Origin of the sequence: Sphingobium sp. AP49 (assembly GCF_000281715.2) — a bacterium.
GTDB lineage: Bacteria > Pseudomonadota > Alphaproteobacteria > Sphingomonadales > Sphingomonadaceae > Sphingobium.
Map to the genome: position 1 here is coordinate 2224500 of NZ_CP124576.1, position 12795 is coordinate 2237294.

Sequence of the window (12795 nt, forward strand, 5' to 3'; positions counted from 1 at the left end):
CTCAGCGGATGATGCGGTCATATTGGGGCAATGGCGCGACGCCATAGCTATCGCGATAAGAAGGGGGCAGGCGACCGCCGGCGTCGGTCAGACCATAACGCCGGGCAAGTTCAGCGCCTATGAATGTCTGGCCGCTCAGCGTCGCAAGAGCCGGGTCCTGAGAAAGCGCCCAGATGAGATGGCCGGTAAATTCCGGCGTTTCCACCATATCTTCCAGATAGCGATATTTGGCCGGATCGGACGCGATCAGTTGCAACAGGCGCCCGGTGCGCAACGCGCCCATCCAGATCGACAGGGCCGACACGCCGGTATCGTGCAGGTCGATCGCCATGTCGGCGGCCATCTTGTCCTGGCTCGCCTTGTGGGCGCCATAGCCCGGGCCATACACATAATGCGCCGCGCCTGATCCCGAGGTGAAAAGGATCAACCCCTTGCCGCGCCCGACCATCATCGGCGCGGCGTGATAGCTGGCAACATAGGAGCTGCGGATGCCGACGTCGATGATGTCGGCCAGCTTCAGCGGCTTTTCCCAGAAGCGGCCGGGCATGGTCAGTTCATCATGAATCGCCGCGACATTGTTGACCAATATGTCGATATGTCCTTGTTCATTTCGGACCTGATCGAACAGGGCCGCGATCTGAGCGTCATCGCGATGGTCGAGCCGGACGGCAATGCCTCGCCCGCCAGCGGCCGTAACTGCCTCGGCTGTTTCATGGATGGTGCCAGGCAAGCTGGCATCCCCGGGCCGCTCCGATCGGCCGGTCACATAGACGATGCAACCATGCTGGCCGAGCGCTGTGGCAATGCCCTGGCCCGCACCGCGGCTGGCGCCGGTGACGACGGCGACGACAGGTATGTCGCGCATCCCTTTTCCTCTCCATCCTGCGCCGGCACATCTTGGTCGATGTGAGGCAATGACAGCGCGCTATGACAGGATTGGATACATTTCAATCGATGAGCTGGTTGAAGCCGTGCTCATCGCCGGGAGGATATGCAGGCTGGCGCAATCCGCTCACCCCTGGGGCGAGGGGGCGGGTGGTGGATTGCCGACCAGCTCCAAGGTATAGCCGTCTGGGTCGTTGATCATCAGGATCGCCGGTCCCTTGCCGGAAAGGCGGATAGCGTTCGTAGCATAGTTGGCGGCTCGCATGCGTTGCACGACGCCTGCCAGATCGGGCACGCGCAGCACGATCTTCGCAAGCCCGTTGCCTGGTGTGATCGGTGGGGACCTATCTTGTCCCCGGTCATGCAGCAGGATCAGGGCCAGTCGCCCGTTCTTGCTGTCGGCGCAGAGCATGACTTCGGTCAAGGATCCATGCTGTAACGTCGTACCGGGGACCAGTCCCAGTGCGGTCTGATAGAAGGCTATGGATCGTTCCATATTGCTGACGCGCAGACCTGGCGCCATCAAGCTGGTGGCGATCGCCGGCACGGGTTCCTGTGCCATGGCGGGCAGGGACGAACTCAGCGCTGCCATCGTGGCGAGGAGGAAGAGGTGTTGGCGCATATCAGGCATTTTCACCGGCCGGAGCATCGGCGACGACGTCCGGGTGGGTCGATCGGCTCTTCACCTTGTCAAAATCGGCCTCGAACTTGGGGCGCATTGTCTTGCACAGCCGATCCCAAATTGTCGTATATCCCCCGAAATTTCCCGTGAAGTAACGATGATGCTGATCATGGAAGGTCGCGGAGATGAACCATTTCGTGGCCCAGCTACGGTTCCACCAGCGCGGCAGGAATTCATAACCGGAATGGACATATAGACCCATCACGATGTTGGTCGGCACGATCAGTGCGACCGTCGCGTCATGAACGGTGAAGACCGCCAGGAACAGGGGCACGAAGCCGCCGTTGATGAGCGATTCCAATGGGCTGACCGACAGGGTGGTGAGCAGATTGGGGGAGGTCGACTTGTGGTGAATCTTGTGGACCCAGCTATAGACCGGCTCCTTGTGCATCCAGCGATGAAGCCAGTAGAAATAGGTATCGAACAGCAGGAAATAGAGAGCATATTCGAGCGCCACGATCCACCAGGTTGCCGGGGCAGGATTGAAACTGATCGCGCCAGCTTCCACCAACTTGGTCTTGAGCGTTCCGAGCAGCAGGCCGGTGATGGCCAGGTTGATGATGGCAAAACCCGCCTCGTTGCGGAATATCTTCCATTTGAAGCCGCGAGGTTGAATCTTGCGCGCTTTGAAGAAGCCGCTGACGATTCCGGCGGCGATGCCGCTCGCCACGAACAGGCCCAGCCAAAGCGAGAGCAGATGTTCTCCATTCCGCAAATATTCCAACACGTCCGTCCTTCCCATTTCGGCACCCTTTGGGCAGCCGTGGCAACGGGCGGGATAGCATGTGTGATGCGGGGTAATTTGTCGCGGTTGACAAAGAAGGCCGGAAATTTGCCTGCCCGGGATCAGTCGTGAGGGTGGATGGGACCATTGGCGTTTATGCCGTCCAGGACGAAATTGGCAACCGCTGCATTGATTGCCGCATCGTCCTTCAGGTCATCGGGGAACAGCCAGTCGCGGAACATCATATTGGCAAGCACCGCCGCAAAGGAGACGCGCACCATCAGTCTGGGGTCGACACGCGGCGGGCCATCGATGCGCTCGCTCTGGACGGCGGCACCTCGATCGAAATAGCGTGTCAGGCTCTCTATGGGGGGAATGCCGCTGCCCTCGTGGCTGCCTGTGAGTAGGGCTGCGTGCAGAAGGCGCGCATTATCGGCCACGAAGCGCTGCAATTCGGCGATATAAAGCCGGGCATTGTCGGCACGGTGGGCAGCATCGGCCGAGATCAGATGATCGCGGTTGAACTGCTCCAGATGCGCGCTCAACGGACGGAATACGGCTTCCTGGAATAATGCGGCTTTTGAGGCAAAGCTACGGAACAACTGGGCTTCCGTTGTCTCGGCTGCGCGCGCGATCGCGGCAGTGGTTGCGCCAGCATAGCCAAGCCGCTTGAATTCCGCCTGGGCCGCAGCGATCAGGCGATTATTGATCTCTTCCGACGAGCGTCGTTTGCGCCGGACGGGCTTGCCCGCTTCGTTGCCTGCCACTGCTTCGGGGGCCTGTGGTTTGGTTCCTGCCATTGCTTTGTTCTAGCTGCGATGCCGCGCTTCCGACAGATCGAGTTCGCGGATGAGCTTGCGTCCCGTCTCGCTGCCGATCGCGCGGTTTCGCAGCAGGTTCGACAAGGCTTCCCGTTCGGCGGCGACGCCCACCAGCCGGAATTCGGACAGCAAGGCACCTTGCTCGCGCAGGCTGTCCTCCTCGCTGTCACTGAGCGCTTCCAGCCGTTCGCGATACAGGTCCATGATCCGGCCGCCGACCTCGACATAGAGGTCGGCATCGCCATGCGTTTCGGCCAGCCTGTGAAGATGCCGCTCGATGGCTTGGATCGCTGCCTGGGCGGTGGCGATACGGGCGGCATTTTCCTCGGCCTGCTTGGATGCCTCGGGCGGCATGTTCAGCCCCTTGAGCAGGATCGGGAGCGCGATACTGGCGATCACCAGCGATAGGATGATGACGCCGGCCGCAAGGAAGATGGCGAGATCCCGTGCCGGGAAGGGCGTACCGTCATTCAGTGTGAGCGGCAGGGTAAGCACGCCCGCCAGCGTGATCGCGCCTCGTACCCCGGCAAAGGATGTTGCTGCAACCAGTCGCCAACTCGGACTCGTGGGGCCTTCCACGCCCTTATACTGGTTGCGCAGGATGGTGAAACGCAACGATACCCACACCCAAAGGAAGCGCAGCGCCGCCAGGCCCAGCACGATGGCAAGAGTGTAAAGGGCGAGCCAGCCCGGCTCGGTGTGGCCAGTCAGGGCCACGGTCCGCTTTGCTTCTGCCAGAATGCTCGGCAACTGCTCGCCCAGCAGGACGAAGATGATGCCATTGAGGGTGAACTGGATCGTTTCCCACACGGAGCTTCGGCGCATCCGCGTTTCGGCCATGGCCTCGCGCGAAATTTCGGCAAAGGTCATGGTGACGCCCGCCGCGACAGCGGCCAGGATGCCCGAGGCATGGACATGCTCGGCCAGCATATAGGCGCCGAACGGAATGAGCAGGCTGACCAGGATTTGCGATCCGCTTTCCTCGCCCCAGCGCCGTGTTACCCAGGCCTTCGCCCGCGAGACGATCAGGGTCAGCGCGACGCCGATGGCGATGCCGGCGAAGGCGAGCCATAGGAAGTTGAGCGCGGCATCGCCGGCCGAGAAGGTGCCGGTGAGCGCGGCGGCGATGGCAAAGCGCAGGCAGACCAGGCCCGATGCGTCATTCAGCAGCGATTCCCCTTCCAATATATGCATCATGCGCTTGGGGATGGGAACGCGGGCAGCGATGGCGGAAACCGCGATCGGATCGGTCGGCGAAACCACGGCCGCCAGCGCGAAGGCGACGGCAAGCGGCATGGCGGGGATCATCCAGTTGATGAAGAAGCCCATGCCTATCACCGTCGTCAGGACGAGGCCCAGCGCCAGCTCAACGACGGTCGATACGTCCTTGAGCAACTCATCCTTGGGAATGCGCCAGCCGTCGAGGAACAACAGGGGAGGCAGGAAGAGTAACAGGAATAATTCGGGATTGAGTGTGACCCGGTAGGAGGTCGAGAGGCCGATTACTGCACCCAACAGGATTTGAACCAACGGTGTCGGCACCGAAAAGGGCAACATCCGCGATATGGCGCCGCTTACGACAACCGCCAGGAACAGGAATAATACGACCGAAACTATATCCAAATTCTCACTCCATATGCTCTTCGTTTGTCTACCTAGTCGGGGCGTTGCGCTGATGGAACCCCTGGGAAGACAAATGCGGCGGAGCGGCTCAGGCGGATTCGACCTGATCGAAGCGGCGGGCAGCAGCCAGTTCTGGGAATAGTCTATGCCACATGAGGGCAAGCCCGATCGCGCCCGCTCCGCCCATGATAACCGCGCCGACCGGACCCAGGAAAGCCGCCGCGACGCCCGTTTCCATCTCGCCCAGTTCGTTCGACCCGGCGATGAACAGGCCCGATATGGCGCCGACCCGGCCGCGTTTGTCGTCGGGCGTGGCGATCTGCACCAGAGACTGGCGGATATAAACCGAAACCATGTCTGCGGCGCCCAAAAGGGCAAGGCAGAACATCGAAAGTGACACCGAACGTGACAGGCCGAACCCGATCGTCGCAAGCCCAAAGAGGGCAACCGCGATCAGCATCTTGCTGCCGACATTTTCCCGTACCGGGCGCCACGAGAGCCAAGTCGCGGTTGCCAGCGCGCCGACCGAGGAAGCCCCGCGCAGCAGCCCAAGTCCGGCAGGTCCGATATGCAGGATGTCACGGGCAAATATCGGCAGCAGCGCAGTGACGCCACCCAGCAGTACCGCGAACATGTCGAGGCTGATCGCGCCCAGCAGCAGGCGATTATGCAGGACATAATGCAGCCCTTCCAACATCAGGTGCCACGCGCGGCGGCCGTCCTGGTGAAAGCTCTGGACGATGGGGCGGATCTGCAGGTGCAGCAGCAGGGCGATGCCCAGTAATATCGCCGATCCGGCGAAGGCCCATCCGGCCCCCAGCGCATAGGCAAAGCCGCCCATCACCGGTCCCAATATCCCGCCGATACGCCCGGCGATCGCGCTGATGGCGATAGCTTGCGGCAACGCGGGACGAGGCACAAGCGCCGGGGGCAAAGCGTTCATGGCAGGCATGTAAAAGGCGCGCGCCGCCGCAAACAGGGCTGCGGCAAGATAGAGCGTAGCCAGTTCCTGTCCGGGACCAAAAGCAAGCAGGGCCAGCATCGCGGGGCAAGCCAATTGGCCCAGCATGGAGAGGCGCACGACCTGTCGCCGATCGAAGCGGTCGGCTGCCAGTCCGGTGATCGGACTGAGCAGCAGGATCGGCAAGAACTGGATCAGGCCGATCAGGCCCAACCGCAGTGCCGCAGCCCGGATGCCCATCGATAGCCGCGCCGCGTCATAGACCGCCCAGCCCAGTGCCACGACCAAGCCGCTATGGGCCAGCATCGCGCAGATGCGCGCTGCCCAGAAATAACGAAAATCGCGATATGCCAACGGGTGGCGTGACCCGGTCACGCGATGAGCATGGCGAGGAGAGTGGGACGGCGTGGCACGGATTACCCTTCGAGCAACTGTTGATATCGCGCTAGCAGTGGCGGCAGGGCGGCGCGAGGTCGCGGGCATCGTTCGATGCTGACCGGAGCGATTTCTTATATCGTGGCCGCGCCCATGCCCATGCTCAGTAGTCGTCGCGCAATCCTATGGGTGTTTCCCCCCATTTTCCGTGGGGAGACAAAGGACGAAGCTATCGCGGCACATGATTATGCGAGGGCCTTGTTCATGGAAGTCATCAAGCAACTAATCCCGCTGCTGGTCACCCTCAGCCTCGCCTTGCTGATCATCAGCGCCGCCATGGCTTCGTCCAGGGGGCAATTCGCCTATGTGCTGTGCCGTCCCCTGCTGCTGCTGAAAGCGATCGTGGCCGTCAATATCATTCCGCTGGTCGCAGCCCTGATCGTCGTATCGATTGCGCCGGGACTCAGTCTTCCGTCCAAGACCGGCATTCTGCTGATGGCGATTTCGCCGGTGCCGCCGCTGGTTCCGGGCAAGGCGTTGAAATCGGGTGCGCGCCCCGAATATGTGTATGGGCTGCAACTGGCGATGGGGGTGGTGTCGCTGATTGCGGTACCGGCGCTCGGCACGTTGGTAGCGCATCATTATGATGCGCAGGCGGTTTTCCCCCTGTCGGTGATCGGGCGCAATCTGGTGATCGGGCTGATCATTCCGATGATCATCGGCATCGCACTCGGCCGTTGGATCGCCCCTGATTTCTCGCGCCGGATTGCGCCCATGGTCGGTACCATCGGGATGTTGCTGGTAGTGATCGCTTTCCTGCCGATCCTGGTGCAGGCCTGGCCCCAGCTGATGGCGCTGGTCGGCGACGGCACGGTGATCGCGATGGCTGTCGTGGCGATCGTCGCGATGCTGGGTGGGCATCTTCTGGGAGGCGAGATGAAGAGCGACAGCTATGCCCTGGCTTTTGCCTCGGCGACCCGTCACCCCGGCATCGCCATGGCCCTGATCGGTGCCAACCATGCCAATGCCGCTCTGCTGGCGGCGGTGCTGCTGTTCCTGCTGATCGCCCTGATCGTTACCATTCCCTATCAGATATTGATCAAGCGGGGGAGCAGGGCCGGATCGACCGACATTCCGTAAGACGACAGCGAAAGCGACAGGCAAAAAAAAGAGGCCTGCCATATGGCAAGCCTCCTTTTTTGGTGCCGGGTTGGGATCAACTGGCGCCGGAATTGGCTTCCGCCATTTTCGAGATCGCATCGTCGATGGTAAAGCTGTTGGGCTTTTGCACCGGCGGGAATTCCCTGAACGTATCGGCGAACATCGCCGCACCGGTCTGTGCCGCATAGATGAAATAGCAGTTGTGCAGATACCAGTCATAATAAGTGTTCGATGTGACGTCCGCGAATTCGTAGGGGTCGGTCCGCAGGTTGAAGATCTTGGGCAGGCGCAGCTTGGTGAAGGGCTCTGCCCACACTTGCAGCGTGCCATGGCAACGCTGTTCCATGAACACGATCTTCCAATTGTCGTAGCGCATCGCCAATATGTCGCCGTCATCGCTGATGTAGAAGAAGAAGTTGCGCGGGCACTCCTTCTCCTTACCCGTCAGATAGGAAACAAGGCTGACCCCATCGATGTGGTTCTTGTAGGTACGACCCGCGGCGGAATAGCCCTGTTTGAGTTTGTCCACGATGTCGGGCGCGCCTGCCATTTCGAGGAAGGTCGGCAGCCAGTCATGATGCTGGACGATGCCGTTGCACACCGTTCCCGGCTTGATATTGCCCGGCCAGCGGGCCAGCATCGGGATGCGGAAGGCGCCTTCCCAGTTGGTATTCTTCTCGCTGCGGAACGGGGTCATGCCACCATCCGGCCAGCTGTTGCGATGCGGCCCGTTATCGGTCGAATATTGGACGAACGTATCGTCGGCGATACCGAGTTCATCCAGCAGATCGAGCATTTGACCGACATTCTTGTCATGATCGATCATGGTGTCATGATAGGGGGACTGCCACCGGCCGGCCTGACCCAGGCTTTCCTTCTTGGTATGGGTGAACATGTGCATGTGCGTCGTGTTCAGCCAGACGAAAAAGGGCTTCCCGTCAGCCTGTGCCTGCTTGATGAAAGTGGACGCCCTTTCGACAAAATCATCGTCGCAAGTTTCCATGCGCTTGGTCGTCAGCGGCCCGGTATCCTCGATCTTCTGCTTGCCGACCTTGCCCCAGCGGGGCATTTCGGTCGGATCGTCGACATCGGTTGCGAAGCTGTGGATCACGCCGCGCGGGCCGAAACGCTCCTTGAACTTCGGATCCTTCGGATAGTCGTACATCTCAGGCTCTTCTTCGGCGTTGAGATGATAGAGGTTTCCATAAAATTCGTCGAAACCATGGTTGGTCGGCAGCATATGATTGAGGTCGCCCAGATGGTTCTTGCCGAACTGACCGGTGGCATAGCCTTGCTCCTTGAGGAGCGCTGCAATCGTCACGCTCTTGTCGTTCATGCCGATCGGAGCCGCAGGAATACCGACCTTGGACAGGCCGGTGCGCAGGACGCTTTGGCCAGTGATGAAGGAGGATCGACCGGCGGTGCAGCTCTGCTCGCCATAGCTGTCGGTGAACAGCGCGCCTTCCTTCGCGATACGGTCGATGTTGGGCGTCTGATAGCCCATCAAGCCGTGGGTATAGCAGCTCAGATTACTCTGGCCGATATCGTCCCCCCAGATGACGAGGATATTCGGTTTTCCGTTCGGCATGGTGGACCTCCTTGCATGTCATGGGTCAAAGGTGACCGGTCCCGATATCATCCGGGCAGACAACCACCCGCCGCATGGGACATTCTGGCCAGGCACCTGACGTTGGAGGGGCGTCATTATATCGTCGGCCTGGGCGTGATGCCGTTCACCGACTGAGCCGTCGTGCCTCTCCAGGTCATGCCGGACTTGCGCAGGCTAGGGGGGCAGTGGCGAGCAGGCCAGTCGGGGATAGTCCCCATCAGCGACGGGGTTTGCCCTTAGCTGTTCAGGTCAGACTGGCCCCGGACAGCGCAACGCAGTTGTCATGCAGCGGCTCTAACATGGCTGAAGGCAATGGTTTTTCGGGGGCGAGTCGATGCAGGCAACTATGGCGCTTGGGGGATCGAGCCGCCCTGACATGGATGGGGGCCTTGGCCGGATCGGTACCGTTGGCTTCGTGGCGGCGATCATCGCCGCGCTCCTCTATGTCGTCTACAGCGTCTATAGCGATGCGACTGCCGTGGGCGTTTCGGCAACGGCCTATCTGCCCTTCCTGCTGCTGTTTCTGGCCCTGCTGATCGCGCTGGGCTTTGAATTCGTGAACGGCTTCCATGATACGGCCAATGCGGTGGCGACCGTCATCTACACCAACGCGATGCCAGCCAATGTCGCCGTGGTGTGGTCGGGCTTTTTCAATTTTCTCGGCGTTCTGCTGTCGACCGGGGCTGTCGCCTTCGGCATTGTCTCATTGCTGCCGGTGGAACTGATCCTGCAGGTCGGGTCGAATGCCGGTTTTGCCATGGTATTTGCGCTGTTGATCGCTGCGATCCTCTGGAATCTGGCGACCTGGTGGCTGGGTATTCCCTCGTCCAGTTCGCATACGCTGATTGGCTCCATCATCGGCGTCGGCGTCGCCAATGCGCTGCTGCACGGCAAGAGCGGCACGTCCGGGGTCGACTGGAGCAAGGCGACCGAGATTGGTCAGGCGCTGCTTTTGTCGCCGTTGATCGGCTTCGGCATGGCGGCGCTGTTGTTCGTTGCCATGCGCGTGCTGATCCGCAATCACGCGCTCTATCAGGAACCCCGGGATGGTGTACCGCCGCCGCTGTGGATCCGGACGCTGCTGATCTTTACCTGCACCGGTGTCAGCTTCGCCCATGGTTCCAATGACGGGCAGAAGGGCATGGGCCTCATCATGCTGATCCTGATCGGTACCGTGCCGACCGCCTATGCGCTCAACCGCGCGGTGCCGGCGCGCTATACCGCCGAATTTCATGCCAATTCCCAGGCCGCTATTGCAGCGCTCGGCGCGCGGACGTCGATTGCGATGACCCCGGTGCAGGCGCGCGCGCAAGTGACGCATTATATTGCCGACAAGGCGTATGAGCCGAGCACGCTACCGGCGCTGTCGGCGCTGATCGGCGATGTTGATCGCCAGGTCGGCGCCTATGGATCGCTGGCGCAGGTGCCGGCAGCCGCTGTCGGCAACATCCGCAACGACATGTATCTTGCGTCCGAGGCGATCAAGCGGATCGGCAAGGAGAAGGCACTGCACCTGCCCGAGCCAGGCATGAAGGCGCTCAATAGCTACAAGGCGTCGCTCGACGCCGGCACCCGTTTCATCCCGACCTGGGTCAAGATCGCCGTCGCCTTCGCACTGGGCCTTGGGACGATGGTCGGGTGGCGACGGATCGTCGTGACCGTGGGAGAGAAGATCGGCAAGACCCATCTGACCTATGCGCAGGGGGCGTCGGCCGAACTGGTCGCGATGGCGACGATCTTCGGCGCGGATCATCTGGGCTTGCCGGTGTCGACCACTCATGTCCTATCTTCGGGCGTGGCGGGAACGATGGCGGCCAATGGATCCGGGCTGCAGATGGGAACGATCCGCAACCTGCTGGTGGCATGGGTTTTGACGTTGCCGGTGTCGATCCTGCTGGCGGGTGGGCTTTACCTTCTGTTCGCGCAGATATTCTGATCGGCAGGGGGTTTATGACCGATCGGGACGATCCTCCCTTTCCCTTCACACAGTCCGTTCCGGGCATCGGGCCGGGATTGATCTGGGGGCTGGATTTCGCGCCCGATGCCATATTGCCGGTCAGCCAGTGCGATGGGCGCCAGCAGGGCGGATTTCGGTGGCTGCACCTCAATCTGGCCGATCACGGTACGCGGCAGTGGATCGAGGCAGCTGACATTCTGCCCGAGGCCGTGCGCGAACTGATATTGTCCCCTGACACCCACCAGCGCGCGCTGGTCGATGGCGATACGGTCGGTTGCGTACTCCATGATTTCGAGCGGGATTTCGACGTCGCGGACACGGCACGCGTGGGCGCGCTGCGCATGGCGTTGACGCCGACATTGATGCTGACCACGCGGCTGCACCCGCTGCGGTCGGCTGACATCGCGCGTCAGCGGCTGGAACGGGCCAAGGGGGTGATCGCCGGGCCGCAGGCGCTGGACCTGCTGATCGGCGCGATCGCCGAGAATGTCGCGGATATCAGCCGGACGCTGGCGGCAGAGGTCCAGCGCGCAGAGGATGCGTTTCTGGAGGGGCACCATCCGCCGCAGCCGGGCGACTTGATCGGCATTCGCCGGCGGCTGGCGCAGTCGCATCGGTTGCTTTCGGGCGCACGGGGCGTTTTCCAGCGGCTGGAACGGGACGAGGAACTGCCCGCAGCGCTGTTGCCCACCGTCGAGAAGCTGACCCAAAGGCTGCAGGCGCTCGATGCGGACATCATGGAGGGGCAGGCGCAACTCCGTCTGCTGCGTGATGAACTGGATATCCAGGCGACACAACGCACCAATCAGAATCTCTATATCCTCTCGATCATCACCGCGCTGATGCTACCGGCGACGCTGGTGACGGGCCTGTTCGGCATGAACACCGGCGACATGCCCTTTGCCGGCGCGCCGCATGGCACGCTGACGGCAACGCTGGTGGCGGCGAGCGCCGCTGGCGCGAGCTATTGCCTGCTGCGCTGGATGGGCTTCATGCGCCGCTAGAGCATGGACAATGATCTAGAAGCGATCCGGGACATAGCGTTCGGGTGGGACGGGATGACGGATATAGTCGGCATGCCGTTCGCGTGCTGGCAGCACGACCGGCGCCTTGGGAACGTCCTCATAGGGGATCTGGTCGAGCAGATGGGCGATGCAATTCAATCGTGCGCGCTTTTTGTCGACTGCTTCGACCACCCACCAGGGTGCCTCGGGAATATGGGTATGTTCGAGCATCGCCTCCTTGGCGCGGGTATAATCCTCCCAGCGGCGGCGGGACTCGACGTCCATCGGCGATAGCTTCCATTGCTTGAGCGGATCATGGATGCGCATGGCAAAGCGGAACTGCTGCTCCTCGTCCGTGATGGAGAACCAATATTTGAGCAGGATGATGCCCGACCGCACGAGCATCCGCTCGAACCCGGGGACCGATCGGAAAAATTCCTCTACATCCTCTTCGCTGCAGAAACCCATCACCCGTTCGACCCCGGCGCGATTATACCAGCTCCGGTCGAACAATACGATTTCCCCCGCGGCGGGCAGATGGACGGCATAACGCTGGAAGTACCATTGGCTGCGTTCCCGTTCGCTCGGGGCGGGCAGGGCGACGACACGGCAGACGCGCGGGTTCAGACGCTGGGTGATTCGCTTGATCGCGCCTCCCTTGCCAGCGGAATCGCGCCCCTCGAAGATCACCACGACCTTTAATCCCTTGTGCTGGACCCACTCCTGCAACCGCACCAGTTCATGTTGCAGCCGGAACAGTTCGCGGAAATAGGTGCGCCGTTCCAACTGCTCGCGCTCGGGATGATCCGACAAGTCGGTCAGCATTTCTTCGAGCCGGCTTTCGTCGATCTCCATTTCCAGTTCCTCGTCGAAACTGTCGGCGATCTCCTGCTTGATGCGATCCATGTCGAAATGCAGCGGTGGCGTGTTCATCAAGGGCCTTTCCAGTCGGTCGTCGCTGCATGGCATGCAGGGATGACAGTATATTGACGG

At 61.4% G+C, this 12795-nt stretch carries 11 protein-coding genes; 3 read left to right on the forward strand and 8 right to left on the reverse strand.

Going from position 1 to position 12795, the window contains the following annotated elements:
* Window position 1 precedes the first annotated feature (1 nt).
* The 6 genes from PMI04_RS10815 to PMI04_RS10840 form a co-directional block, all read right to left on the reverse strand.
* Entirely contained in the window at window positions 2–865 is an 864-nt protein-coding gene (locus PMI04_RS10815; protein ID WP_007712368.1) for an SDR family NAD(P)-dependent oxidoreductase, read from the reverse strand.
* A 147-nt stretch (window positions 866–1012) separates the two neighbouring features.
* Complete coding sequence (locus tag PMI04_RS10820; RefSeq protein ID WP_037486828.1) at window positions 1013–1507, reverse strand: VOC family protein; 495 nt, start codon at window positions 1505–1507, stop codon at window positions 1013–1015.
* 1 nt (window position 1508) lies between these two features.
* Complete coding sequence (locus PMI04_RS10825; RefSeq protein ID WP_052028092.1) at window positions 1509–2294, reverse strand: sterol desaturase family protein; 786 nt, start codon at window positions 2292–2294, stop codon at window positions 1509–1511.
* A 119-nt stretch (window positions 2295–2413) separates the two neighbouring features.
* Window positions 2414–3091: a TetR family transcriptional regulator gene (locus tag PMI04_RS10830; RefSeq protein WP_007712374.1), complete on the reverse strand. Its 678-nt coding sequence runs from the start codon at window positions 3089–3091 to the stop codon at window positions 2414–2416.
* A gap of 9 nt (window positions 3092–3100) precedes the next feature.
* Entirely contained in the window at window positions 3101–4735 is a 1635-nt protein-coding gene (locus tag PMI04_RS10835) for a Na+/H+ antiporter (RefSeq protein ID WP_007712376.1), read from the reverse strand.
* 88 nt (window positions 4736–4823) lie between these two features.
* On the reverse strand, window positions 4824–6071 hold the full coding sequence (locus tag PMI04_RS10840) for an MFS transporter (RefSeq protein WP_037486831.1): 1248 nt from the start codon (window positions 6069–6071) through the stop codon (window positions 4824–4826).
* Window positions 6072–6335: 264 nt separating this feature from the next.
* Between PMI04_RS10840 and PMI04_RS10845 the strand changes: the two genes are divergently transcribed.
* Window positions 6336–7211, forward strand: a complete 876-nt coding sequence (locus PMI04_RS10845) for a hypothetical protein (protein ID WP_007712380.1) — start codon at window positions 6336–6338, stop codon at window positions 7209–7211.
* Window positions 7212–7287: 76 nt separating this feature from the next.
* On the opposite strand, the gene PMI04_RS10850 is transcribed toward PMI04_RS10845, so the two are convergent.
* Complete coding sequence (locus tag PMI04_RS10850) at window positions 7288–8820, reverse strand: arylsulfatase (RefSeq protein WP_007712382.1); 1533 nt, start codon at window positions 8818–8820, stop codon at window positions 7288–7290.
* Window positions 8821–9217: 397 nt separating this feature from the next.
* Here PMI04_RS10850 and PMI04_RS10855 point away from each other — a divergent pair, with 397 nt between their 5' ends.
* Window positions 9218–10777 carry an inorganic phosphate transporter gene (locus PMI04_RS10855; RefSeq protein ID WP_007712385.1) on the forward strand — a complete coding sequence of 520 codons (1560 nt, stop codon included), beginning with the start codon at window positions 9218–9220 and terminating at the stop codon, window positions 10775–10777.
* 14 nt (window positions 10778–10791) lie between these two features.
* Window positions 10792–11802: a transporter gene (locus tag PMI04_RS10860; RefSeq protein WP_007712387.1), complete on the forward strand. Its 1011-nt coding sequence runs from the start codon at window positions 10792–10794 to the stop codon at window positions 11800–11802.
* Window positions 11803–11817: 15 nt separating this feature from the next.
* On the opposite strand, the gene ppk2 is transcribed toward PMI04_RS10860, so the two are convergent.
* Window positions 11818–12735, reverse strand: coding sequence for a polyphosphate kinase 2 (ppk2, locus tag PMI04_RS10865; protein ID WP_007712389.1), 918 nt, complete (start codon window positions 12733–12735; stop codon window positions 11818–11820).
* Between the last annotated feature and the right edge of the window lie 60 nt (window positions 12736–12795).

Coding starts and splice junctions, on each gene's coding strand:
- PMI04_RS10815 (WP_007712368.1), bottom strand. CDS start 865: ATGCGCGACATACCTGTCGTCGCCGTCGTCACCGGCGCCAGCCGCGGT.
- PMI04_RS10820 (WP_037486828.1), bottom strand. CDS start 1,507: ATGCGCCAACACCTCTTCCTCCTCGCCACGATGGCAGCGCTGAGTTCG.
- PMI04_RS10830 (WP_007712374.1), bottom strand. CDS start 3,091: ATGGCAGGAACCAAACCACAGGCCCCCGAAGCAGTGGCAGGCAACGAA.
- PMI04_RS10845 (WP_007712380.1), top strand. CDS start 6,336: ATGGAAGTCATCAAGCAACTAATCCCGCTGCTGGTCACCCTCAGCCTC.
- PMI04_RS10850 (WP_007712382.1), bottom strand. CDS start 8,820: ATGCCGAACGGAAAACCGAATATCCTCGTCATCTGGGGGGACGATATC.
- PMI04_RS10855 (WP_007712385.1), top strand. CDS start 9,218: ATGGATGGGGGCCTTGGCCGGATCGGTACCGTTGGCTTCGTGGCGGCG.
- PMI04_RS10860 (WP_007712387.1), top strand. CDS start 10,792: ATGACCGATCGGGACGATCCTCCCTTTCCCTTCACACAGTCCGTTCCG.
- ppk2 (WP_007712389.1), bottom strand. CDS start 12,735: ATGAACACGCCACCGCTGCATTTCGACATGGATCGCATCAAGCAGGAG.